This window comes from Pseudomonas sp. H3_A02 (assembly GCF_054671965.1).
The window spans coordinates 4,000,372-4,023,993 of sequence record NZ_CP162807.1 but is presented as its reverse complement, the minus strand read 5'-3'; the positions used below and the strand labels follow the sequence as shown (position 1 = coordinate 4,023,993).

At 63.1% G+C, this 23,622-nt stretch carries 17 protein-coding genes; 10 read left to right on the top strand and 7 right to left on the bottom strand.

Features of this window, described 5'->3' with window-relative positions; all coding sequences use genetic code 11:
* Nucleotides 1-188: 188 nt before the first annotated feature.
* Nucleotides 189-1,469, bottom strand: coding sequence for a serine/threonine transporter (locus AB4N80_RS17865; RefSeq protein WP_354337059.1), 1,281 nt, complete (start codon nt 1,467-1,469; stop codon nt 189-191).
* A 635-nt stretch (nt 1,470-2,104) separates the two neighbouring features.
* Nucleotides 2,105-3,280 carry an integrase core domain-containing protein gene (locus AB4N80_RS17860; RefSeq protein WP_122567194.1) on the bottom strand — a complete coding sequence of 392 codons (1,176 nt, stop codon included), beginning with the start codon at nt 3,278-3,280 and terminating at the stop codon, nt 2,105-2,107.
* 339 nt (nt 3,281-3,619) lie between these two features.
* Between AB4N80_RS17860 and AB4N80_RS17855 the strand changes: the two genes are divergently transcribed.
* Complete coding sequence (locus AB4N80_RS17855; protein ID WP_354337061.1) at nt 3,620-4,573, top strand: 2-hydroxyacid dehydrogenase; 954 nt, start codon at nt 3,620-3,622, stop codon at nt 4,571-4,573.
* Here AB4N80_RS17855 and tssA read toward each other — a convergent pair.
* The 5 genes from tssA to AB4N80_RS17830 are packed head-to-tail and all read right to left on the bottom strand — an operon-like array spanning nt 4,570 to nt 12,074.
* Nucleotides 4,570-5,649, bottom strand: coding sequence for a type VI secretion system protein TssA (gene tssA / locus AB4N80_RS17850; protein ID WP_354337063.1), 1,080 nt, complete (start codon nt 5,647-5,649; stop codon nt 4,570-4,572). The two genes, AB4N80_RS17855 and tssA, sit on opposite strands and share 4 nt — an antisense overlap.
* Nucleotides 5,646-9,470, bottom strand: coding sequence for a type VI secretion protein IcmF/TssM N-terminal domain-containing protein (locus tag AB4N80_RS17845; protein WP_122565655.1), 3,825 nt, complete (start codon nt 9,468-9,470; stop codon nt 5,646-5,648). The genes tssA and AB4N80_RS17845 overlap by 4 nt, the downstream gene beginning before the upstream one ends.
* A complete protein-coding gene (locus AB4N80_RS17840; RefSeq protein ID WP_122565656.1) occupies nt 9,467-10,228 on the bottom strand; it encodes a DotU family type IV/VI secretion system protein in 762 nt (253 codons plus the stop codon). Before AB4N80_RS17840 ends, AB4N80_RS17845 begins: the two co-directional genes overlap by 4 nt.
* An 18-nt stretch (nt 10,229-10,246) precedes the next feature.
* A complete protein-coding gene (tssK, locus tag AB4N80_RS17835) occupies nt 10,247-11,578 on the bottom strand; it encodes a type VI secretion system baseplate subunit TssK (protein WP_122565657.1) in 1,332 nt (443 codons plus the stop codon).
* Between the two features lie 52 nt (nt 11,579-11,630).
* Nucleotides 11,631-12,074 (bottom strand): type VI secretion protein, encoded by a 444-nt coding sequence (locus AB4N80_RS17830; protein WP_460096112.1) that lies wholly within the window; start codon nt 12,072-12,074, stop codon nt 11,631-11,633.
* A 243-nt stretch (nt 12,075-12,317) separates the two neighbouring features.
* On the opposite strand from AB4N80_RS17830, the gene tssB reads away from it, so the two are divergent.
* From tssB to AB4N80_RS17785, 9 genes are all read left to right on the top strand, one after another.
* Complete coding sequence (gene tssB, locus AB4N80_RS17825; RefSeq protein ID WP_122565660.1) at nt 12,318-12,878, top strand: type VI secretion system contractile sheath small subunit; 561 nt, start codon at nt 12,318-12,320, stop codon at nt 12,876-12,878.
* A 30-nt stretch (nt 12,879-12,908) separates the two neighbouring features.
* The gene (gene tssC, locus AB4N80_RS17820; protein WP_030142660.1) at nt 12,909-14,390 is read left to right on the top strand and encodes a type VI secretion system contractile sheath large subunit; all 1,482 of its coding nucleotides are present in this window, start codon (nt 12,909-12,911) and stop codon (nt 14,388-14,390) included.
* A 229-nt stretch (nt 14,391-14,619) separates the two neighbouring features.
* Nucleotides 14,620-15,117 carry an Hcp family type VI secretion system effector gene (locus AB4N80_RS17815; RefSeq protein ID WP_046063980.1) on the top strand — a complete coding sequence of 166 codons (498 nt, stop codon included), beginning with the start codon at nt 14,620-14,622 and terminating at the stop codon, nt 15,115-15,117.
* Between the two features lie 13 nt (nt 15,118-15,130).
* Nucleotides 15,131-15,574, top strand: a complete 444-nt coding sequence (gene tssE, locus AB4N80_RS17810) for a type VI secretion system baseplate subunit TssE (RefSeq protein WP_122565661.1) — start codon at nt 15,131-15,133, stop codon at nt 15,572-15,574.
* Nucleotides 15,558-17,348, top strand: a complete 1,791-nt coding sequence (gene tssF / locus AB4N80_RS17805; protein WP_122565662.1) for a type VI secretion system baseplate subunit TssF — start codon at nt 15,558-15,560, stop codon at nt 17,346-17,348. The genes tssE and tssF overlap by 17 nt, the downstream gene beginning before the upstream one ends.
* Nucleotides 17,312-18,337: a type VI secretion system baseplate subunit TssG gene (gene tssG, locus AB4N80_RS17800; protein WP_122565663.1), complete on the top strand. Its 1,026-nt coding sequence runs from the start codon at nt 17,312-17,314 to the stop codon at nt 18,335-18,337. Before tssF ends, tssG begins: the two co-directional genes overlap by 37 nt.
* A 1-nt stretch (nt 18,338) precedes the next feature.
* Nucleotides 18,339-20,882: a type VI secretion system ATPase TssH gene (tssH, locus tag AB4N80_RS17795; protein WP_122565664.1), complete on the top strand. Its 2,544-nt coding sequence runs from the start codon at nt 18,339-18,341 to the stop codon at nt 20,880-20,882.
* Nucleotides 20,883-20,896: 14 nt separating this feature from the next.
* Complete coding sequence (locus AB4N80_RS17790) at nt 20,897-21,565, top strand: endonuclease/exonuclease/phosphatase family protein (protein ID WP_122565665.1); 669 nt, start codon at nt 20,897-20,899, stop codon at nt 21,563-21,565.
* A 43-nt stretch (nt 21,566-21,608) separates the two neighbouring features.
* Nucleotides 21,609-23,618: a type VI secretion system Vgr family protein gene (locus AB4N80_RS17785; protein ID WP_460078106.1), complete on the top strand. Its 2,010-nt coding sequence runs from the start codon at nt 21,609-21,611 to the stop codon at nt 23,616-23,618.
* The last annotated feature ends 4 nt before the right edge of the window (nt 23,619-23,622 follow it).

Sequence of the window (23,622 nt, the reverse complement as noted above, 5' to 3'; positions counted from 1 at the left end):
CCACGGAGCAATGCCTTCGTTCAGGCACACCGAGCCTAGGCGAGGTGCCGAGTGGTGGGGCAAAAGCGTTTTGGTTACTTTTGCGCTCTTCAAAAGTGACTCGCTGTAAGAGCGGAACCATAAGTCGCCGTTACCGTAGCAACGGATATGCACACTGACCTCAAAAATTCCCGCCCCCACAAAAAAGCCTACGCCAAGAAGGAATAGACCAACGCTGTAATCGCCACCAAACCCACCAACGTAACGAAGACATTCGAAGCCTGACCACGATAACGAGCCATGGCCGGGACTTTGCGAATGGCATACATAGGCATCAGGAACAGGATAGCCGCGATAACCGGCCCACCCAGGGTTTCAATCATGCCCAGGATGCTCGGGTTGAGGGTAGCGACGATCCAGCACACCACCAGCATGAACGCGGCGGTGAGGCGGTCCAGGGTCTTGGGTGCCGGGCGGCGGCCGCTCTTGACGATCAGGCCCTTGAGGCCTTCGCTGGCGCCGATGTAGTGCCCCAGGAACGATTTGGAGATGGCGACAAACGCAATCAACGGCGCGGCAAAGGCGATGGTCGGGTTGCTGAAGTGATTGGCCAGGTACGACAGGATCGACAGGTTCTGCGCCTTGGCCTCGGCCAACTGCGCCGGGGTCAGGGTCAGCACGCAGCTGAACACGAAGAACAGCACCATCACCACCATCAGCACATGGGCGCGGGACAGGATCTGCGAACTGCGCGCCTCGGCGTGATCGCCGTAACGACGTTTCTGGTCCACCGCAAACGCGGAGATGATCGGCGAGTGGTTGAACGAGAACACCATCACCGGGATCGCCAGCCACAAGGTATGCAACAACGCCGAAGGTGCAGGCGGCGTCGACGCCGTGCTCAGGATGCCGCCGCTCCAGTGGGGAACCAGGAACACCGCCAGGAACAGCAACGCCACGATGAACGGATAGACCATCAGGCTCATGGCCTTGACGATCGCCTGCTCGCCACAGCGGACCACCGCCAACAGACCGAGGATCAACACCAGGGACAGCACGGCCCGAGGGGGCGGTTGGATGTGCAACTGATGTTCCAGGAAACTGCCCACCGTATTGGTCAGCGCCACGCTGTAGATCAGCAAGATCGGGAAAATGGCAAAGAAATACAAAAGCGTGATCAGCGCACCGGCCTTGAGGCCGAAATGTTCTTCCACTACCTCGGTGATGTCCGCGCCGTCGCGACCGGACAACACGAAACGGGTCAGGCCCCGGTGGGCATAGAACGTCATGGGGAACGCCAGCAGCGCCAGGATCAGCAGCGGCCAAAAGCCGCCCAGGCCCGCATTGATGGGTAAGAACAGAGTGCCTGCACCGATGGCGGTGCCAAACAGACCCAGCATCCAGGTGGTGTCCTGGCGACTCCATTGGCTGAGGGTGGCTGGGACTGTCGTTTCAAAGCGCTCTTCGACGCTATTGGCCTGATCATTCATCCGGTCGGATCTCCGCTTTCCGGTCACATGCACCCGGCCAGGACGAGTCGGAAAACCCCGACAGGCAGCGCCCTGGCCGAAACAGGGGCGCGATTGTCCGGGATTCACGAGCAGAAGCAAAGACTTAGCTGAGGAGTGGCTATGCGGATCAGATCACTGTCATAAAAATTGTCCCTGTATCTCCCTGCATTCCCTGTGGGGAGCTTGCTCGCGATGGCGGAGAATCAGTCGACATTCATGCTGGATGTGCCATCGCCATCGCGAGCAAGCTCGCTCCCACAGTTGGTTTGAAGTACAACCGCCAGAGACTGGTCGGCTGTCAGGCCGTCTTCGCGAGCAGGCTCGCTCCCACATTGGATCGGGATGCAACCGGAGAAATAGGTCGGCTGCAAGGCCGCTTTCGCGAACAAGCCCGCTCCCACAGAAGGAACGCGGTCACCCAGAACCAGGTCGGCTATCGGGCCGCCTCGTGGTGGACGTTGATCTCGGGCGCCCCGTTAACCACGCTGGCCGAACGCAGGCATTGTGGAGTGGGCCCACGGAGCAATGCCTGCGTTCGGGCATGCCGAGCCTAGGCGAGGCGCCGAGTGGTGGGGCATGTACGGGACAACCACATGGGTTACAAAAAAGTGCATTCACATAGGTGACACTTTGATTGAAACGTAGCCGTTCTTTGCGTCCCTGGCATTGACGTGACCTAGGATCACCGGGCCGAAGATCACATTCCATACTCCGTCTTTGATCATCTCCATTCCAATAGTTTGATGCCTGAGCAGGTTCCCCACGTATATCCGCAGACCATCTCGACTAATGATTCCGCAACTATCAGCCAGGTAACACTCAACATGGCTCGCATACCCCATTTCCGGTAATTTTTCCGGGTAAGCTCGGGTTGAGGGTGTATAGCAGGAGGCCGGGGTTTGCTGGCCGAGCGCCTCGTGTCCCCGCTCGTGATTGTAGTGCTGCATAAATCGATCAAAGTGTTTTTGCTGGGCCTCCCAGGCAACGGCTGGTGGTTTGGGAAGCGTACTTTTCAACGTCCGGTGCATACGCTCATGACGCCCATTTTGATCTGGCCGACCGGGCTCAATTCGCTCGGGGATAATCCCAAGGCGTAGCCACCAGATCGACAACTGCGACAGCCCCGCACGACCCGTACTGGCAAACGGCACGCCGTTATCGGTGCGGATGCGCTCAGGCATCCCATATTCCCGAAAAACGCGCTCGAAGGTTTGCTGGGTCTCCTTGAGATTGGTGTTAGCCATGCTCTCGCAGGCAAGTAAGAAGCGACTGGCATGGTCCATGATCGTCAGCGGATAGCACCAGACACCCGCGCCGGTGAGAAATTGGCCTTTGTAATCTGCACTGAAGAGCTGGTTAGGCGTTTCGGCCTTACGCAAAGGTTTGGGGTAGACAGCGACACGCCGGCGCAACGGCCGAGGCGCGATCAAGTCCGCTGCCTTAAGGATGTTGTAGATGGTCGTTTTCGACGGCGGATCCTGCCCCGGAAAACGCTTTATCAGGTCGCTCTGGATCTTTTTAGGCCCCGGAACCGTCTCGCCAGTAGAGCGAAGCTCAATGATTGCTTGTCTCACAACCAGCGGCACCACATAGGTTTGGTTGTGCCGTCGGCGACTGCGCTCGTCGAGCCCACTGGGGCCCTCCAGTTCATAGCGCTCAACCCACTTGTAGCCGGTCTTTCGGCTGATCTGATAGTCCTGGCACAGCCGGCTAAAGCTGTGCTTTTCAGACAGATATTCAGCGATGAACATCACTTTGAGGTCCATAGGTTTCAGCTCTCTCCAAGGCATGGTCAAATCCTCGCGAAATCGACCATGCCAGTTAAAAACTGTTACCTATGTGCGTGAACTGATTTGTAACCCATGTGGGTGAGTCATACCGGCAAAAGCGTTTTGCTTACTTTTGCGCTTTTCAAAAGTGAGCCGCCGTCAGGGCGGAACCCTAAGCAGCCGTTACCGCAGCAATGGATATGTTCCCGGTCAAGCTGCAAGGCCGCCATCGCGAGCAAGTTCGCTCCCACACGAACGACGCAGCAACCGAAATGCACATAAAAAGCCAAGCCCCCCTGCCCCCGGCTCCTACAATCAGGTTGAATACCGCAATCGATCCAGCGCCCACAGGAGCCCAGCATGACCGCAACCGTTCTGGTACTGGTTGAAACCGTCAATGAATACCTGCCGATTCTCGAGCGGCAGGGTTACCACCTGGAATTGGCGCCCACGCCGGCCGAACGCAAGACAGCGATTTTCGAACACGGTGAACGCTTCAGCGCGGTACTGACCCGCGGCCCCCTGGGTTTGACGGCGGAAGAAATCGCCGCCCTGCCCAACCTGCAAATCATCTGCGTGATCGGCGCCGGCTACGAGCAGGTGGACCTGCAGGCCGCACGCCAGCGGGGCATCGTGGTGACCAACGGCGCCGGGGTCAACGCGTCGTCGGTGGCCGACCATGCCATGGCGCTGCTGCTGGCGCTTGTGCGCGACATCCCCCGGGCCGATGCGAGTGTGCGCCGCGGCGAATGGGCCAAGGTCATGCGCCCTTCCCTGGCCGGCAAACGCTTGGGCGTGCTGGGCCTGGGCGCAGTGGGCATGGCGATCGCCAAGCGGGCCGCCCTCGGCTTCGACATGAGCGTCAGCTACCACAATCGCCGGATGCGCAATGACGTGCCCTATACCTTCTGCGCCACGCCCACCGAACTGGCCCGGGTCTCGGACTTCCTGATCGTCGCCACGCCGGGCGGCCTGGATACCCGGCAGTTGATCAACAAACAGGCCCTCGACGCCCTGGGCCCCCATGGTTTCCTGGTGAACATCGCCCGCGCCAGTGTGGTCGCCACCGCCGATCTGGTCAGCGCCCTGGAACAGCGGCGAATCGCCGGTGCGGCCCTGGACGTGTTCGATCACGAGCCCGACGTGCCGGAGGCGCTGAAACACCTGCCCAACGTCGTACTGACGCCTCATGTGGCCGGCCTGTCGCCGGAAGCGACGCGGGGCACGGTGGAGTTGGTGGGCCAGAACCTGAACGCGTTCTTTGCCGGAAAACCGGTATTGACCCCGGTGCCGCTACCCGACGCGCAGCGTTAAAGCACCCCCAGCAAGGTCCACAACCGCCGGGATTCGGCATCGGCACTGATCAGTTCCCCCAGCAACTCGCTCAACGGCTTGTTGCCCCACTCCACGCCGCGCCGGATCAGGTAAGGCACCGGGCTGTGAGGCTCGGTACGGGCCAGGTAGCCGGCGATCACCAGTAGCTGTCGATAGGCCTCTTCACGATTGGCCGGCTCCAGGAAGACCTGGGCAGGGGCCGCCTGCGGTTGAGGTGTCGATGTCGCCGCCGGGGACGCTTGCACCGGCACGACGGTGGGTTGCTGTGGGTGCATCGCGATGAACTCCTCTACCAGTGTCAGCAACGCCTGCATCACGTCCTGCAGGGATTTGTAGCCCGGGGCCAGGTTGCCCAGGTAAGCGTCGCTCCAGGCTTCGAGCCGTTGCAGGTGCTGCAGGCTCAACATCAGGCTGCCCTGGCGATGCAACCAGAACGACAAGGGGGTGCTGCGAATCAGTTCGCTGAGTTTCTTGTGGTCGTTGCGCGCCGCTTCCGCCGACGCCTTGGCGTTCTTGCTGTCGTTGACCAACACCTGCTGACGTTGCAAGCGTTGCCAGTCGTCCAGGCAAAAACTGGAAAAATCCGGGTCCCGGCCATCGAGCAATGGCACCCGCGTCAGCAACACTTCGCTGTAGCGACGGGCCAGCCACTCCAGCGGGATCACCCGCCACGACTGGTCGCCTTCATCGGCCAGGGGATGCAACTGCTCCGAATAGCGTTCACACAACCCCGCCACCAGCGCCAGGCTGCCCGGCAACCCCTCCACCCCGGCCCTATGCAACCAGGCCTCTCCCAGCCAGGCACTGATCATCAAGTCTTTGCTGCGCTCCAGCAGCAGCGTGGTCGCGAGCCGTTCCAGATCCGGCCACAGGGCACGCTTGATCGAAGACTGCCACACACCGGTAGGCAAGCTGGTGTCGTCCTCCCGGCGCAACTCACGCAATTGGTCGTATTCCGGCGCGTAGCGCAGGTCCTCGCCACAGGGCGACTCGGTACTGATCGGCTCGAGCAACTGAGTGACCAGCTCGGGCAAAGGTGATATCGGCAAGCTCACAGGCCCTCCTCACGGGTGGCGATGGCGGGGCTCGATGCGGTCGCCATGAAAGGTGAACGGGGTGCCCGCGTCGGCAGCGGCGGGATCGACAACGGCAGCTTGGAGCCCTGGCTCATCAACGACAGGCGCACGAACATCAGTGTCCGCTCCGCCGTGCGGGCCTGGGTCTGGGCAGTGACCGGCAGTTGCAGGGCCAGGGGAAAATCAGTGTAGTCGACATTCGGCTGGCGCTGGGCCGCCCCCAGCGAGCGCATCAGGCGCAGTAATGACCAGGGCCCCTGGTACTGCCAACCGGCCTCCAGGTCGCGCACCACCAGGTTCGGTTGCAAGGGGTCGTTGGCCGGACGCTGGTACCCGTTACGGGCCCAGCGCAAGGTCAGACTCACGGGCTGACCCACCATCCAGCGCAGGTTCTGCTGGCTGCCTCCGGGGTAGCTGATCTGCTGGTTGCCGGCGTTCAGGCCCCAGGCGATCACCTGGTCGGCGCCGCGCTCTTCATCACGATCGGTGCGCCAGCGCACGTCCATCTCCACGCCCAGAATGCCACTCTTGTCACGCACGAACAGCGGCCCGAGCCAGGTGCCGGCCTGTTTCAAACGGTTGAGAAAATCCTCGGCCGCCAGCCGCTCCGGCGTCTGGCTCAACGCCAACCCGGCCTGGGCCAGAGGCAGGCGCGTGTCGATCAGTTCCAGCAGGTGCTGAACCCGCGCCGGGTCGGCATCGCTGGCTCGCGCATCCTGGGCAAACGGAAAACGCCCGGCCAGGTACTGATTGAAATAGTTGGCCAGGTCATTCCAGGCGGTCGCCGCCTGGTTCTGTTGCAGGTACAGGCAGCGTTGCAGGGCACCCTGCTGCAAGGCGATCGTGCGCTGGGCCAGGTCACCGCGCCCGCTGGGCAGGCTGGAGGTCTGCAAGATCTGCGCGCAGGAGGTGGTGTCCATGGCGATAAAATCCCGGCTCACCAATTGCTCCAATTGGGCCGCCGAACTGGCAGGGTTCTGGTTCTTGTACTTGAGCAACTCATCGTTGAGGGCCATGAAACGCGCCACCTGGTCGTGCTCCAGGGCCGACAGGTTGTCCTGCTGGACGATCAGCCATTCCAGGGCAGGCATTCGTTGCTCGGCGACCTGCAGCATCACGCCGAATTGCTGGCTCAGGCTCAGCTTCAAGTCTTGTGGATCGCTGGCACCGTAGAGCTGCAAGCCGAAGTTTTTCGAACCATCCCAGCGCTGGATATCGGCCCGCTGGCTGAACAGCGGCTGGGCATCGATTTCGTCCAGGCCACTCTTGATCTGCGCCAATGCCCGGCGATTGAGCAGACGCTGGAAACGGATCGCCAGGTCGCCGCGGTGCACATCCATGAAGGCTTTTTGCAACGCCACGGCCTGGGCCGTTTGCACGTTGAAGCCCATGCCGGGCAACGACTCCTCGCTTTCATCCAGGCTCAACCACATGGCCTGTGCGGCGGCCCCTTCGGCGGCCTGCATCAGCGCGTCACGGTAATCCGGCGGAATGCGCGGCAGTTCTTCACTGGCATAGCTCTTGTAGCTGGCGAAGTAGTTCAGCGCGACGCTGAAATCATCGCCGCCATTACCCTGGCCCATCGCATCGGGGTTACTGTCCGACGGGGCCTTCTGCAGGGCCAACGCCACGAAGTCGCGCTTGAACAACGCCTGCACCGCACCGTCCAGTGCCGTGACATGATCCTGCAGGACCAGCAAGCCACTGCCCTGTTGCACCAGCAGGTTGTCTCGGGAACCGGTTTGGACGATCCACTGGTCGCGAAAACTCTGCTGCAACTTCGCCGCCTGGCTCTCCAGGTCCTGCTCGATATCCGGCCCCAGCAAAGCGCTGTGACTGACCTTGTCCAGCATCTGGCTGTAGCCGGGTACCAAATCCTGGCCCTTGCCTCGGCCCCAGGCCGAATTGGTCAGGCTGACCAGCGTCTGCAAATCGTCGATCAGCGCCATCAGGTCTTCGAGTTCGCTCAAGGAATTGCCGCTGCCGGCCTCCAGCTGTTGCAGGTGCAGCTTGAGATAACCGGCCTGGCGCACGAAGTTGTCCGCCAGAAAGTAATGGTCCAGCCAGCGCTGCATCAGGCCGGTGAAGTTATCGGCGATCACCGGGCGCGCGGCGTTCAGGTCCAGCCCTTTCAAATCGCTGTTCTGGGCATCGAACAGCACCCGGTTGTAGAAATGGGCGCGGCTCAAGGTGCCGGTGTTGAGGCCCAGGGACAACGCGGTATTGCTCAGTTGCACCAGTTCGTCCAGCGGCGCCTTGGGATCGTTCACCACCTGGCTGAACATCTGGTTATGCTGTTCCAGGCGCACCGCCAGGTCCACCAGTGCCTTGGCCTTCACGTAGCTCTGCCATTGCGCCGGGTCTTCGCTCTCGACGTTGCCCCGCCGCTCGGTGTTACGGATGGACTTGAGCTGTTCCAGGTCGGCGTTCAACAAATCCCGCAACGGCAATATCCAATGATGCCGGGCGGTCAGGCGCAAGCCATTCTCCAGTTGCGTGTCCACGGAAGAGAACCACGAGGTGGGAAAGGCCACCGAGACGAAGCGCCAGCGTGGGGCTTTTTCCAGCACGTTCCAGTAGTTCTGCACGTTGTGCCGGGTCGGCTCCAGTTGCGGTTCGTCAGGGTCGACCACCAGGTGGTTCTTATGGGCGCCGAGGATCAACCGCGACAGTCCCTCGGCTTCTTCCACCGAATCGTGCCAGACCCAGACCATGCTCCCCAGCCAGACCAGGCCCACCACCAACGCCGCCGCCGCGGCCAAGCGATGCCCGCGCTGGCGCAAGCGCAACAGCCGTGGCACCGGCTGGGCCAGGCCACGTTCGGCCACCAGCCGCCGCGACCACAACTGCCGGGCGAACACGGTTTGCCGCTGGGCGCTGTCGGCGGCGGTCAAACCGTCGCCGCTGACGGCCGGCGCCTGGCTGGCGGTGAAATACACCCCGCGAAAACGCGGCGCTTCGCCTTGGGCGTTGCCTTGGAACACCGGCTCCAGCAGGATCTGCAAGGCCCGCCGCAAGCTTTCGAAACGCTCCGGCAAGCCATAAAGATCGGTGCCCAATTGTCCCGACAGCGCACCGATCTCGATGATCGACTGCGACAGTGCCGCGTTGACCTGGTCCAGCGCCTGGTCACTCCACTGCGACTGCCACGCCGCGTCCGGCAAATACGGCGACGACCAGCCCAGCATCGACTCCCGCGCCTCGGCGGGCAGCGCGCTGACCAGTTCCTGGAACCCGGGCAGTTCTTCCATCCCGGTGATCACCACATACACCGGCAGGCTGAGGCCGAAGCGTTGCAGAAGGTCGATGAAGCAGCGCCGGACCTTGAGGCTCAGCTCGGTGGTGTGCTCGATGTCATCAAGGGTACTGAACGGCACGGTCCAGATCACCGCATCCAATGGCCGCTTGCTGCGCAAGCGCAACATCAGCCCGAGCAGGCGCCACCAGTTGCCCCGCTGCCGGTTCATGCCTTCATCGGGCAGGAACAGCGCCTGGGGCACCACCAGCACCGCGCCTTCGGCATCGCAAAACCAACGCCCGAACCAGGCCACCTTGTCGGTCGGTTGCAAGCGCCACTGGGTACACAGTTGGGCACCGTCGGTTTCGTTGCCGAGCATCATCAGCCAGGGCATCTGATAGCGGTCGCGGGTGCCCTGCTCCTGCTCCATGTGACGCACCGCACCATAGAAACTGCGGATGGCCGCCCCGCCCTGGGTCCGTAGCCACCAGATCAGGGCCGCGACCGACAACACCACGACGATGGCGAGCAACACCAGGACGACGATGTTCAAGGTGCTCATGAATCCTGCTCCTGAACCACTGATTCGCCCAGTTGCAGCACCGGTTCGAGCTCCAGGCGAATGTCACGCCAGAACACCTGCCCCAGGCCGGTGAGCAACAACACCATTGCCAGGATCGCCAGCCCCAGGCGCAAGCCGTCCGGCAACGACTGCTGCACCGGCATGCGCACCGGCGGTGCCGCCGCAGCCAACGCCAGACGCTGGCTGACATCGACGTAATCGGGGTCGTGTTGCCAGGCAAAGGTGAATAGCGCCGCGCGCCATTTAGCCTGCTGGAGCTGGCCGGGCTCGCCACGCAGTCGCCCCTGGAACCCCAGGATCAGGCACTGCAAGTAGACATTCGCCAGGTCCCGGGTACCGGGCATCTGCTCGTCCAGCAATTTCTTGATCGCCGCCGGCAAGCGCTCGCCCGCCTGGCGACTGGCATACATGCGTGATTCGAGGGGGTGCTGCTGCCAGGCCAGTTGCCCGGGCCAGGGGCTGAACAGCAGGGTTTCGTCCACCAGCGCCACGAAGGCATAGACCAGCGCCTTGACCTGCTCGGTGGCCGCATCGCCGACGGTGGCGAAGGCTACCCGCCACAGGCGCTGGGCGCTGCGCCCGGAAAACTCCACCACCCGATTGACCAATACTGCGGGGTCGCTGTCCTTGGGCAAGTCTTGCCACTCCTGGGACCACTTCAACCAGGCTTGGCGAAAAGCGCTGCTCAGCGGCGCCTCATGCAGACTCCGAACCGCCCCGCCACTTCCGTCAGGCATACGACTCCCCTTTTGCGATCAGGCACTTTCACTGGCTTGCGCCACGAACAACACCACTTGCCACGGGCTGCTGGCCTGGGCCGATGCCGGCGCCACGATGTGCAGAGGCAACTGCCCGTCGAACCATTGCCCGCTGGCAGCCACCACGAACAAACGGGTGTCGTCGCCGACGCTGTAGGCCACCTGTTCGTTGCGGCTCATGGCCTGATGGGGCAAACCGCTCATGCGTTGCCGGCTCAGCAGCGGTACGTGCCGCGCCGACGCGATGATCGCCCCGCGCAACCAGTCGGCCGCCGCTTGCTCGCTGGCACCGTTGGGCATGCGCAGACCGATCACCAGGCGTTGATCCGGCTGATCGTCCGGCAACTGGATCGAGAAGACCTGTTCGTTGCGCTCGAAGGCCAGGCTGCGATAGCCGGCGCGAACCAGTTCCAGGGTGGTTTCCAGCCAGTCCAGCAACGGCTCGTAGCCCCGCTGCAACTCAAGGAAATCCAGCGGTGCGAAGGCCGGGACGCCCGCCAACGGATCGAGGGCCGACCAGCTCCCGGCCAGCCCCAGCAGCAAACCGTAGAGTGCCTGGGGCGTCGCCACCCGGGTGTTCAGTGCGCCCTCGACTTCCGGCAAGCGGGCCCACAAGGCGGTCAACTGCCGACGGATCTCCATGGCATCGTCCTGGTTGCCGGCCGCCTGGGCCTGACGCAAGCGACCGGCGAGAAACATGCATTTTTCCCGGGCCCGGGCACACACCCCGGCGACCCGTCGACCGAGGGCCGACTCCGGCAACAGGATTGGCGTCGGTGGCGTGTAGGGCACGCGCCAGAAACCACCGCCCTCCTTGCGGATGCGCAGCAGCGGCAGGCAGATCGAATCGGCTTTGCTCAGTTGCGTGCACAGCCTCGGGTTGGGTCGCCAGACGGTGATCGACTCGGGAAATTCACCGCTGGTCAGGTCCGGCAACGCCTCGCCGACCACCGATTGCAAACGGCCCTTGAGTGGCAGCAGTTGCCCGGCGCGCCACAGGGGGCTGACGGCCAGGTAAATGGTCACGGTGGCATCGGCGGTCTTGTCGATGGCCTCGGTGATGTCCAGCTCCAGGGACGGCCCGACGCCCGCCTGCAGGTTGACCGGCAAGCCGTCCGGCAAGGTGCCTTGCAGTTGCAGCAGCCGTACCTGGCCGGCGCTGAGGGCCGACGGGTCGACTTCCAACTGGCTGACGCCCCAGAACCAAGGATTGCAGGCGCCGGCGAAATGCGCGGCCAGGGCCTCGGCACGCAGCCCTTGCAGTTGAAAATGCTGGGGCAGCAATTGCATGCCCTCATGCCAGCACACCGCGTCAGGTAACAGACTCATACGACTCCCTTCGACATCCCAGTGTCGCCGCGCAGGGCGGCCCGCGGTTTACTCAAGGTTGACTGTCGTCGCGCTGGCCATCGTTGACGAGGGTCATCTCGCGACTGTCGAACTTCAGCCAGGCCTTGCGCTGATCGTCCAGCCGAAGCCGGTGCGCTCCGGGAGTGTTATAGCTGGCGAAGACCAAAAGTCCAGCGGCGCGCCGGCCCTCCAATGGGAAGGGTTGGCGGTCGATGAATTGCCCCGGCACCAGCTCCAGCCCCCACACCGCCATGAGTTGACGATAGTCGCGCTGGAACTGTTCGCGCTCGGCAAACCATTGGCTGGCGGTGATGCCTGACAGCTGCTTGAGCAGGTCCGGGTCGTTCACCGCGATGAAATCCACCGCGATCGGCGTGTCGTCATTGGCCCGGGGCGCGACGTCCAGGGTCAGGCTGTCCAGATCGACACTGGGGGCAAAAAGCGAGCAACCGGTGAGCGTCAGGCTCAAAAAAATCCGGAAAAAAAGACACGCAAAATGAATCTTCCTTTTCTCAGCGGTCAAAAATTGTTTTCGCTTGCATTTTTATAGACCTGTTCTAGCGTCTTGGATAGTTCGACCAGCACGGTCGAATGGACCAGGTTCGTCAAGGGAATGACAGGTTTTCTGCCCTCCATTTGCAACCTGCGGATCAGCAAGGGAATGCGATGAGCGGGCCGCCCGATGCATTGCTTCCTACATGCATCGGAGTCGGCCGCCATGGCAGAAAGTACCCAGCACAAGCTCGACAGAGTCCGCCCTCCCCGCGTCCAGATCACCTATGACGTGGAAATCGGCAACGCCATCGAGAAAAAAGAATTGCCACTAGTCGTCGGCATTCTGGCCGACCTCTCGGGCAAGCCGTTGGACCCGCTGCCCAAGCTCGCCGAGCGGCGCTTCACGGAAATCGATCGGGACAATTTCAATGAGGTGCTCGCCTCCATCTCCCCCCGAGCCACGCTGCAGGTGAACAACACCCTCAGCGGCGACGACAGCAAGCTCAACATCGAGCTCAACTTCCGCCACATCGACGACTTCGACCCGGTCAAGGTCGTCGAGCAGGTCACGCCATTGCGCCGGTTGTTCGAAGCGCGCCAACGCCTGCGGGACTTGCTGACCAAGCTCGACGGCAACGATGACCTGGACAAATTGCTGCGTGACGTGATCGCCAACACCGAAGGCCTGCAGGAGATCAAGTCGGCCCGGCCCCAGGACGCCACGCAAGAGCTGCCGACCGTCGCCGCCAACGATGACCCTGCCCCGGCCGAACCACAGGCCTGATCGCGCGCATCATTCAAGGGAGATAACGCCATGCCTGCTTCATCCAGCGCTCAAACCAGCGAGAGCACGACCCAGACCCTGTCCTTGCTGGACAAGATCATCGCCGAAGGCCGCATGGCCCACGACGACAGCCAGCAAGACTACGCCCGCGACATGCTGGCCGAATTCGCTACCCAGGTCCTCGACGAAGGCATGGCCATCGACAAGGACACGGTGGCAATGATCAACGACCGCATCAGCCAGATCGACGAGTTGATCAGCGCCCAGCTCAACGAAGTGCTGCACCACCCCGACCTGCAAAAACTCGAAGCCTCCTGGCGCGGCCTGCACTTGCTGGTGCAGAACACCGAAACCAGCACCCGGCTGAAATTGCGCCTGCTCAACGTCACGCAGAAAGAACTGCAGAACGACCTGGAAAAAGCCGTCGAATTCGACCAAAGCGCGCTGTTCAAGAAGATCTACGAGGAAGAATACGGCACCTTCGGCGGGCACCCGTTCAGCCTGCTGGTGGGCGACTACACCTTTGGCCGGCATCCGCAGGACATCGGCCTGCTGGAAAAACTCTCGAACGTCGCCGCCGCCGCGCACGCCCCGTTCATTGCCGCCGCCAGCCCGCGGTTGTTCGACATGACCAGCTTCACCGAACTGGCGATCCCCCGAGACCTGTCGAAGATTTTCGAGAGCCAGGAGCTGATCAAGTGGCGCGCCTTTCGCGAAAGCGAAGACTCGCGCTACGTGTCCCTGGTGTTGCCGCACTTCCTGCTGCGCCTGCCGTACGGTCCGGACACGCTGCCGGTGGAAGGCATCAACTACGTCGAAGACGTCAACGGCACCGACCACAGCAAATACCTGTGGGGCAATGCCGCCTGGACGCTGGCGCAACGGATCACCGAAGCTTTCGCCAAATATGGCTGGTGCGCGGCGATTCGCGGGGCCGAAGGCGGTGGCGCGGTCGAAGGCCTGCCGGCCCACACCTTCCGCACCAGTTCCGGGGACCTGTCGCTCAAATGCCCGACCGAAGTGGCGATCACCGACCGTCGTGAAAAAGAGCTCAACGATCTGGGCTTCATCTCCTTGTGCCACAAGAAAAACAGCGACGTGGCGGTGTTCTTCGGCGGCCAGACCACCAACAAGGCCAAGCTCTACAACACCAACGAGGCCAACGCCAACGCGCGGATCTCGGCGATGTTGCCGTATGTGCTGGCGGCTTCGCGTTTCGCCCATTACCTGAAGGTGATCATGCGCGACAAGGTCGGCAGTTTCATGACCCGCGACAACGTGCAGACCTACCTCAACAACTGGATCGCCGACTATGTGCTGATCAACGACAACGCGCCGCAAGAGATCAAGGCGCAGTACCCATTGCGTGAAGCACGGGTGGACGTGACGGAAGTGGCCGGCAAGCCCGGCGCCTACAAGGCCACGGTGTTCCTGCGGCCGCACTTCCAGCTGGAGGAACTGACTGCCTCGATCCGCCTGGTGGCGACCCTGCCGCCACCAGTGGCGGCCTGATCAATAAAAACCTATGGCGAGAGGGCTTGTTGTGGCGAGGGGATTTATCCCCGTTGGGGCGCGAAGCGGCCCTGAATACCAGCAACCCGGTGTGTCAGGCAAGTTGAGCTGACTGCTTAGGGCTGCTGCGCAGCCCAACGGGGATAAATCCCCTCGCCACAGGTTCGGCGTTCGTCTTTAACGGATCGGTATCGGGTAACAATCCACTCGACTTCAGGAGTTCCACACAATGGATGCAATCATTCTCGACCTCGGCGGCGACATCAAGGGCGACAGCCTGCTGGAAGGGTTCACGGACAAGATCGAGGTCATGTCCTACAGCCATAACGTGGCAATGCAGGTCACCAACGACGTCAGCAACTCGGAACGCACCTCCGGCCGGCCCCACATCGGCGAATTCACCCTGACCAAATTCGTCGACAGCTCCACCCCCACCCTCAATGAGTATTGCTGCGCCGGCAAGCCAATCCCGCAAGCCGTCATCACCATCGGCCGCAACGCCGCCGAAGGCAGCGGCAAACTCATGCCGTTCATCATCTACACCCTGACCAACGTCGTGCTGTCCAACGTCAGTGTCAGCGGCGGCACTGGCGGCAAGCCAGTGGAAACCCTGTCGCTGAACTTCACCAAAATCAAATGGGAACTCACCGCGCAGAAAGACGACGGCACCAAGGAAGGCACGGCGGGCACGACCTGGGACCTGGCCGCCAACAAAATGACCAAGTAAGGCAGCCGCGCCCATGGCTGGCTTCGGGCTGCGCCCGCCCCTGTTCGAACGCCTGTCCAGCCTGGCGGACGATCCCGGGCGGGCGTTCGACCGACAGGCGTTGCAAGACTCGGTGCATGCCGAACTGTCGCGCCTGTTCAATACCCGTCGTGGCCCACGGGCACTGACCGAACCACCGAGCATCCTGGACTATGGCATCGCCGACTGGACCGCGCTGCAACAGCAGCGCAGCGATGACCGCCGTCAACTGACCCGGGAAATTCGCCAGGCCATCACCCACTTCGAACCGCGCCTGCGCCTGGGTGAGGTCGAGGTCTGCCCGGTGCCGGGCCAGCCGCAGCAACTGTGCATACGGTTGTCGGGCGAGCTGCGCGGCGACCTGCACGCCTGGCCCGTGGCCTTTGTTATCGAGCCCGCCGGCGACGGCCTGGAGGTACGCCATGAGCGACTCGATTGATCCGCAACTGCTGGACTATTACCAACGCGAGCTGACCTGGTTGCGCCACGCCGGGAGCCTGTTCGCCGAGCGTTACCCCAAGGTCGCCCGGCGCCTGGCGTTGTCTCCCGGCGAATGCCCCGACCCCCACGTCGAGCGCCTGCTGGAAGGGTTCGCCCTACTGGCCGCGCGCTTGCAACGGCGGCTGGATGACGACTACGCCGAATTCAGCGATGCCCTGCTCGAACAGCTTTACCCGTTGGCCATGCGGCCCTTGCCGTCCTGCGCCATCGTGCAGTTCGAGCCCGACCCGAGCAAAGGCAACTTGAACGAGGGCTATCCGCTGCCTCGCGACACGCCGCTGTTCGTCACCACCGACACAGGCCAGAGCATTCATTTTCGCACTACGGCCGCCGTGCATCTGTGGCCAGTACACATCGGCGAAGCACTGCTGTTGGGCAGTGATGAAGCCCAGGCGCTGACCGGGGTGGTCCAGGCCCGCTCGGCCTTGCGCCTGGAACTGCGTTGCCTGGGGGAAAGCCAGTGGTCGACGCTGGGGATCGACTCGCTACGGGTGCACCTGGCGGCGTCACCGATGATCAACGCCGGGCTATACGATTTGCTGGGCGCTCACGCCATCAAGGTCCTGGCCGGCGCGCCGGGCAGCGTACCCGAGCCACTGGCTGGCCTGCCGCAGATCGTCGGCTTCGCCAGCGATCAGGTCTTGCTGCCGGACGAGGACGGCGTGCACCCTGGCATGCGCCTGCTGGCCGAATACTTTGCCTTCCCGGATAAATTCAGCTTCTTCGACCTGCCCCTGGCCGGCGCCACCAGCGACAGCCAGTCCTTGTACCTGTACATCGTGTTCGACCGTGCCCCCACCAGCCGCCTGCCGCTCCAGGCCAGCGACATTGCCCTGGGCTGCACCCCGGTGATCAACCTGTTTCCCCGAACGTCCGAACCCCTGCGCCCGGACGGCACCCGCAGCGAGTACCGGCTGGTGGCCGACAGTCATCGGGAAAACAGCGTCGAGATCCATAGCATCCGGGGCATGCGCGCCATCTCCGGCCAGGGCGTGCGCAAAGTGCCGGCCTACTACGGCAGCCAGCATGGCAACGACCAAACCTGCTACTGGCATGCGCGCCGGGTCAGCGGCATGAGCCCGAACCGGCTGGGCACCGACGTGATGGTCAGCCTGGTGGACACCCAGTTCGACCCGCTGGCCGACACCCGCGACTACAGCCTCACCGCCGAACTGCTGTGCACCAACCGCCACCTGGCCCAAAGCCTGCCGGCCGGTACGCCGCTGGGTTTCGAGCGTCCGGGGCCGGTGGCCTGGGCGCGCTTGCGCAACCCACCCAGCCCGCAAAGCTTGCCGCGCCTGGACGGTGAATCGCGCTGGCGGCTGGTGTCGCAATTGACCCTCAACCATCTGTCATTGGTCGAGGGCCCCCAGGCATTGGACGCACTGCGCGAGATTCTCCAATTGCACAACCTGCGGGACGAGGCCAGCGCCCATCGCCAGATCGAAGGAGTATCGGGGCTGAGCTGCGACCGCGTCATCGCCCATGTCGGCGAAGACGCCTGGCGCGGCTGGCGAAACGGCCTGGAGGTACGCCTGCAACTGGATCCGCAACACTTTGTCGGCAGTAGCGCCGTGCTCTTTTCCGGCGTACTGGCGCAGTTCTTTTCCCTTTATGCCACCGCCAATCGCTTCGTGCGCACCGTACTGGTCCAGTCCGACAAGGAGGTGAAGACATGGCAACCCCAAGCCGGCAAACCCCTGGTGCTCTGAACCTGAACGAGCGATTGCGGCGCGACCCGCAACGCTTCGAATGGCTCCAGGCCTTGCTGTTGCTCGAACGCGAACACCCCCAGGCCGAGCCCTTGGGCAGCGGCACCGCGCCGCACGCCGAAGCCTTGCGCCTGCGCGGGCCCTTGACGCCGCTGTTCGCCGCCAGTGAAGTCGAGAGCCTGAGCCAGGAACCCGGTCTGCCACCGACCTTGATCACACCGATCTTCGGCCTCGGCGGCCCGGACGGCCCGTTGCCCTACGTCTACCAGGAATGGCTGCAACAACGGGCGCGGGCGAAGGATCATGCCCCGGCGGAATTCCTCGACCTGTTCCAGCATCGCCTGCTCAGCCTGCTTTACAAGGTGATGCGCAAGCATCGCATCGCCCTCGGTTTCACCGCCCCAGGCGCGTCCGCCGTACACGCGCAACTGCGCGCGTTGACCGGCCTGCTGCCCAAGGCCTTGCAGGAACGCCAGGCCGCGCCCGACTCGGCGGTCCTGGCCTGCACCGCGCTGTACGCCGATGGCCGGCGCTCCCTGGACGGGTTCGCGGCGATTGTCCGTGAACAGTTCGGCTTGCCCGTGGAGCTGAGTGCCTATGAAGGGGGCTGGCGTGAAATCCCACCGGCCAGCCGTAGCCGCTTGCAACCGGGCGGACGCAACCTGCGCCTGGGCCGCAACGCGGTGGCCGGCACCCGGGTCTGGGACGAACACGCCGGCGTGCGCCTGACCCTCGGCCCACTGAGCACGGCCCAGGCCAGCGGATTGCTGCCCACCGGCGAGACTCATCCGCTGCTCGCCAGCCTTTACGCCCTGTATTTCGGCCCTGACCTGGATTGCACCCTGGTGCTGCTGGTGCGCGGTGCCGGCCCGCTGCAACTGGGCCGTCAGGCAGCGCCACGGCTGAACTGGAACGGCGGCCTGCAACGCCAGTCGAGCCTGGCCGTGCAACGGATCGAAACCCGCCTTCGTCAGCCGGAGATCGCCTGAAATGGAACTGGCCAGCCTGATCGGGCGCCTCAACCCGGACAACCGCCGCGCCCTGGAACGGGCCGCGCAACGCTGCATGCAGCGCAGCCATCACTATGTGGAAATCGAACACCTGCTGCTGGAGTTGCTCGACATCGAAGGCGGTGACTTCGCCTGCCTGCTGCCGCGTTTCGGCCTGGAGCGTGACGCGGTGGCCGCGGAAACCAACAAGGCCCTGGACCTGTTCAAGTCCGGCAGCACTCGTACACCCGCCCTGTCGGCGCAGACCATCGGCCTGTTGGAAGACGCCGTGGTCCAGGCCAGTGTGCTGGGTCTGGAGAGCATCCGCTCCGGGCTGTTGCTCCTGGCACTGCTGGACCGTGATGAACGCCGCAGCCTGCTGCTCAACAGCGCCTCGTCGCTGCTGCGTATTCCTCGCGACGCCCTGCGCGCCCATCTCTTGGAATGGACCGAAAGCTCCCGCGAGCATGTCGGTGGCGTGCGCTCGGCCAAACCCGGCGAGGCACCACAGAAACAGGACCCGGTGCTCGACCAGTACACCCAGGACCTGACCGCCGACGCCCGGGACGGCCGCATCGACCCCATCGTCGGCCGCGATGGGGAAATTCGCCAGTGCATCGACATCCTGCTCCGACGCCGGCAGAACAACCCGATCCTGGTGGGCGCGCCGGGCGTCGGCAAGACCGCCGTGGTGGAAGGCCTGGCCCTGCGTATCGCCGCCGGGGATGTGCCGCCATCGTTGCAGGAAGTCACCCTGCGCGTCTTGGACCTGGGCCTGTTGCAGGCCGGCGCGGGCGTCAAGGGTGAGTTCGAGCAACGCCTCAAGGGCGTCATCGATGCGGTACGCAACGCCGAAAAACCGATCATCCTGTTCATCGACGAGGCCCACACGCTGATCGGTGCGGGCGGTGCAGAAGGCGGCAGCGACGCGGCCAATCTGCTCAAGCCGGCCCTGGCCCGGGGCGAACTGCGCACCCTGGCCGCCACCACCTGGCTGGAATATAAAAAATATTTCGAGAAAGACCCCGCCCTGGCCCGCCGCTTCCAGTTGGTGCAAGTCGAAGAGCCGGACGAACTCACCGCCGTGGAAATGCTCCGTGGCGTGGCGAGCAAACTGGAGCAGCACCACGGCGTGCAGGTGTTGGATGCCGCCATCCACGAGGCAGTGAAGCTGTCCCACCGCTACATCTCCGGGCGCCAGTTGCCGGACAAAGCCATCAGCGTGCTCGACACCGCCTGCGCCCGAGTCGCCCTCGGCCAGCACGACGTACCGCCGCCGCTAGAAAGCCTGCGCCACCGGCAGAACAGCCTCAAGGATGAAGTCGAACGCCTGCGTCGCGAACAGGCCACCGGGCTCGATCACCGCGAACGCATCACCCTGCTGGAGAGCGAATCGACCAGCAACGTACAAGCCATCCGCGAGCTGGAAACCCGTTGGGGCGAAGAGCGCGAAGCGGTGCGCGAACTGCTCGACACCCGGCGCGAACTGCTCGCCCTGAGCGAACGTGCCGACAGTGAAAAAGCCGACACCGAGATCGATAACCGCATCGACCACTTGGCCGCCGAGCTGCTGCGCCTGGAAGCCGGCCTCGATGCCATTCGCCAGGACGATCCGCTGGTGCCGGAACAGGTGGACAGCAAGACCGTCGCCGCGGTGATCGCCGGCTGGACCGGCATCCCGGTCGGCAAGATGCTCGCCGACGAAGCCCACGCCGTGCGCACCCTCGGCCAGCGCATGGGCCAGCGGGTGATGGGCCAGGGCACGGCCCTGAACACCATCGCCCAACGCCTGCAAGCCTACCGCGCCGGCCTCACCGACCCACAGAAACCGGTCGGCGTGTTCCTGCTGGTGGGGCCCACCGGCGTGGGCAAGACCGAAACCGCCTACGCCTTGGCCGATGCTTTGTACGGTGGTGAACGCAACCTGATCAGTATCAACCTCTCGGAGTACCAGGAAGCCCACACCGTCAGCCAACTCAAAGGCGCCCCGCCCGGCTACGTCGGCTACGGCAGCGGCGGCGTGCTCACCGAAGCGGTGCGGCGCAAACCCTACTCCGTGGTGTTGCTGGATGAAATCGAAAAGGCCCACCCGGACGTGCTCGAAGCCTTCTACAACGTCTTCGACAAAGGCCTGATGGAAGACGGCACCGGTCTGGTGGTGGACTTCAAGAACACCGTGATGCTCGCCACCAGCAACGTCGGCGCCGAACTGCTGCTGGACACGCCAGTGGCGCAAGTGGGCAGCGACGACTTCAACGAAGCCTTGCACAAGGTGCTGCTGCAAGCGTTCCGCCCGGCGTTCCTGGCGCGCATGACGGTGGTCGCGTACCGGCCGCTGGATGAAGCGACGCTGGAAGGCATCGTGCTGGCGAAGTTGGAGAAATTGCGCGGGCGCTACAAGGCCGCGACCGGCAAACAGTTCGAGTTCGATGCCGGGATCGTCAAGGCCGTGTTGGCCAAATGCAGCGCGGCGGGGGCACGGGACGTCGAGAATGTGTTGATGACGCAGGTGACGGGAAAATTGGCGGAGTGGGTACTGGAGTAAGGAGTACAGGACTCATGAGAATCGGCAGCTTCAACGTTGAAAAAAACGGCAAGTCTTCCACCCTGGAAAAGCAAACCCAGGTGGATATCTTTCTCTACAACTGTTGCTCCAGTAACTACTGGGACGCGGACATCATTTTTTTGTGCGAAATACATTCGGCACAAATCGACAACTACCGCTCAAACCTGGCGGCCATCTACAAGAACTACAGTGTCCATGCGTTTACTGGCGGCTACTCGAACGCCTACATCGTCATGGTCAAGAGCTTTGAGCAATTGCAAGTGATCAGCCAGGGCAGCCTGTTTACCCTGAACAGGGACTTGATTGCGGTGGAGGCCAACGGTGTGAAGGGTTATACCGGCTACGTGTTCCTCGCACACTTCAAGTCCGGCCAGAATGGCGTGACCAAGAGCCAGCTCAAATCCTGTACGGCCCTGGGCGGTAAATGGGTCGCGACAGGTGACCTTAATCTGGATTACCAAAACGTCGGGCAGCTCGATACGGCGGGGCTTGCCTATGAGTGTTGGAACGGCCAGCAGACCCAGAGCAAGGGCGGCATTCTCGACTGGGTTCTGGCATCGGCGGACGTGAAGGTCGTGCCGGTCGACATCACCGGGCTTGCCCAGGTGTTCGATATGTCCGGACCCGATCACCGCCCCATCCTCTTCGATGTGACGAGCTGAACGACAACGGTCGCCGTTTTCCACGCCCTGCCGAGGACGCTTGATGCCCCGCTCCACCGACAGCAACACCACCCTCTCCCTCACCGCCAGCTCGCTGTCGGCGCTGTATCCCGACTCGCTGTCCGGCGAAGAACGCCTCAACGCCCTGGGCTCGCACACCCTCAACGGCATCAACGACGGCGCCTCGCTGGACCTCACGACGGCCGTCGCCAGCCATGTGACCACCACGCTGCACCAGGACGCCTTGCTGCGCCCGCTGGATTGGCTGGTGGCCGAGATTCGCCAACTGCCGGCCGATGCCACCGCCGAGCGTTATCAGCTTTTGCTCCGGCCCTGGCTCTGGTGGTTGAGCCTGGCCAGCAACAACCGCGTGTTCCAGAACCTCGCCACGTCGGACATCGTCACCACGATTTTCAAGGCCCACGGTTTCACCGATTTCCAACTCAAGCTCAGCGGTAGCTACACACCCCGCGAGTACTGCGTGCAATACGGCGAAACCGACCTGGCCTTCGTCTCGCGCCTGCTGGAGGAAGACGGGATTTTCTGGTTCTTCAGCCATGAAGACGGCAAGCACACACTGATACTGGCCGACAGCAACGACGCCTTCGTGCCCATCCCCAATGGCCCGACGGTGAATTATCTCGGACAGAAACTGGGGGAGCGAGAGCTGCACGGCATCCGCTCAGGGCAAGTGTGCCTGCAAGCGGTGGCCGGGGTTTACCAGGCCACCGATTATGAGTTCACCACGCCGACCACCTCGCTCTTCAGCCAGGCCGAAGCTGTGGCCGGGCCGAGTTCGATGTATGAGCATCCGGGCAGCTATACCGCCAAGGCGCAGGGCGATGCGTTGACCAAGCAGCGAGTGGATGGCCTGCGCAGCCAGGAGAAACGTTTTGTCGGCGAAAGCGATTGCCGCTGGCTGGTGCCAGGGTATTGGTTCACCCTCGCCGGCCATGAAGATACGACGTTGAATATCGATTGGGTGGTGACGTCGGTCAACCATGAAGCCAGCCACGACAGCTACCGCAACCGCTTCGAAGCGATCCCCAAGGCCACGGCTTATCGACCGGCCCGCGTCACGGCAAAACCGCGCATGCACACCCAGACGGCCGTGGTGGTGGGCAAGGCCGGCGAAGAAATCTGGACCGATGAATACGGCCGGATCAAGTTGCAATTCCCCTGGGACCGCACCGGCAAGAACGACGAGACTTCCTCCTGCTGGGTGCGCGTGGTCTTGCCTTGGAGCGGCAAAGGCTTTGGCATGCAGTTCGTGCCGCGCATCGGCCAGGAAGTCATCGTGACCTTCATCGACGGCGACCCGGATCGCCCCCTGGTCACCGGTTGCGTCTACAACGGCGACAACGCCCTGCCCTACGCGCTGCCGGCGAACCAGACCCAATCCGGAATCAAGACCAACTCGTCCAAGGGTGGCGGTGGTTTCAACGAGTTGCGCTTCGAAGACAAGAAGGACGCCGAAGAGGTGTTTCTCCAGGCGCAAAAGGACTTCAATATCAACGTGCTCAACGACACCACCGCCACCGTCGGCCACGACGAAACCCTCACGGTGCAGAATGCCCGCACCCGCACGGTGAAGGATGGCGACGAAACCGTCACCCTGGAGAAAGGCAAGCGCAGCGTGACCATCCAGACCGGCAGCGACAGCCTCGATGTGAAGGACACCCGCACCGTCACCGTGGGCTCGGACCAGACCCACAGCACCGGTGGCAACTACGACCACAAGGTCACCGGTAACTACAGCCTGACGGTGGATGGCAACCTGACCATCAAGGTCAGCGGCACCCTGACCCTGCAAAGCGGCGGCAGCTTCGCCATCAAGAGCGGCGCGGACCTGGCGGCCCAGGCCAGCACCTCCATCAGCCACAAAGCCGGCACGGCCCTGAGCAACCAGGCCGGGACGTCATTGGAAAACAAGGCCGGAACCACCCTCACCAACGACGCCGGCATCAGCCTGGTGAACAAGGCGGCCGCCGAACAGACCGTGGACGGCGGCGGCATGCTGACCATCAAGGGTGGCCTGGTGAAGGTCAACTGACAGG

Bases quoted from the DNA above. Each gene is read 5' to 3' on its own strand.
- AB4N80_RS17860 (WP_122567194.1), bottom strand. From the start codon at position 3,280: ATGCCTTGGAGAGAGCTGAAACCTATGGACCTCAAAGTGATGTTCATC.
- tssH (WP_122565664.1), top strand. From the start codon at position 18,339: ATGGAACTGGCCAGCCTGATCGGGCGCCTCAACCCGGACAACCGCCGC.
- tssE (WP_122565661.1), top strand. From the start codon at position 15,131: ATGGCTGGCTTCGGGCTGCGCCCGCCCCTGTTCGAACGCCTGTCCAGC.
- AB4N80_RS17785 (WP_460078106.1), top strand. From the start codon at position 21,609: ATGCCCCGCTCCACCGACAGCAACACCACCCTCTCCCTCACCGCCAGC.
- tssB (WP_122565660.1), top strand. From the start codon at position 12,318: ATGGCAGAAAGTACCCAGCACAAGCTCGACAGAGTCCGCCCTCCCCGC.
- AB4N80_RS17855 (WP_354337061.1), top strand. From the start codon at position 3,620: ATGACCGCAACCGTTCTGGTACTGGTTGAAACCGTCAATGAATACCTG.
- tssC (WP_030142660.1), top strand. From the start codon at position 12,909: ATGCCTGCTTCATCCAGCGCTCAAACCAGCGAGAGCACGACCCAGACC.
- AB4N80_RS17790 (WP_122565665.1), top strand. From the start codon at position 20,897: ATGAGAATCGGCAGCTTCAACGTTGAAAAAAACGGCAAGTCTTCCACC.
- tssG (WP_122565663.1), top strand. From the start codon at position 17,312: ATGGCAACCCCAAGCCGGCAAACCCCTGGTGCTCTGAACCTGAACGAG.
- AB4N80_RS17840 (WP_122565656.1), bottom strand. From the start codon at position 10,228: ATGCCTGACGGAAGTGGCGGGGCGGTTCGGAGTCTGCATGAGGCGCCG.
- tssF (WP_122565662.1), top strand. From the start codon at position 15,558: ATGAGCGACTCGATTGATCCGCAACTGCTGGACTATTACCAACGCGAG.
- AB4N80_RS17815 (WP_046063980.1), top strand. From the start codon at position 14,620: ATGGATGCAATCATTCTCGACCTCGGCGGCGACATCAAGGGCGACAGC.
- AB4N80_RS17865 (WP_354337059.1), bottom strand. From the start codon at position 1,469: ATGAATGATCAGGCCAATAGCGTCGAAGAGCGCTTTGAAACGACAGTC.
- tssK (WP_122565657.1), bottom strand. From the start codon at position 11,578: ATGAGTCTGTTACCTGACGCGGTGTGCTGGCATGAGGGCATGCAATTG.
- AB4N80_RS17845 (WP_122565655.1), bottom strand. From the start codon at position 9,470: ATGAGCACCTTGAACATCGTCGTCCTGGTGTTGCTCGCCATCGTCGTG.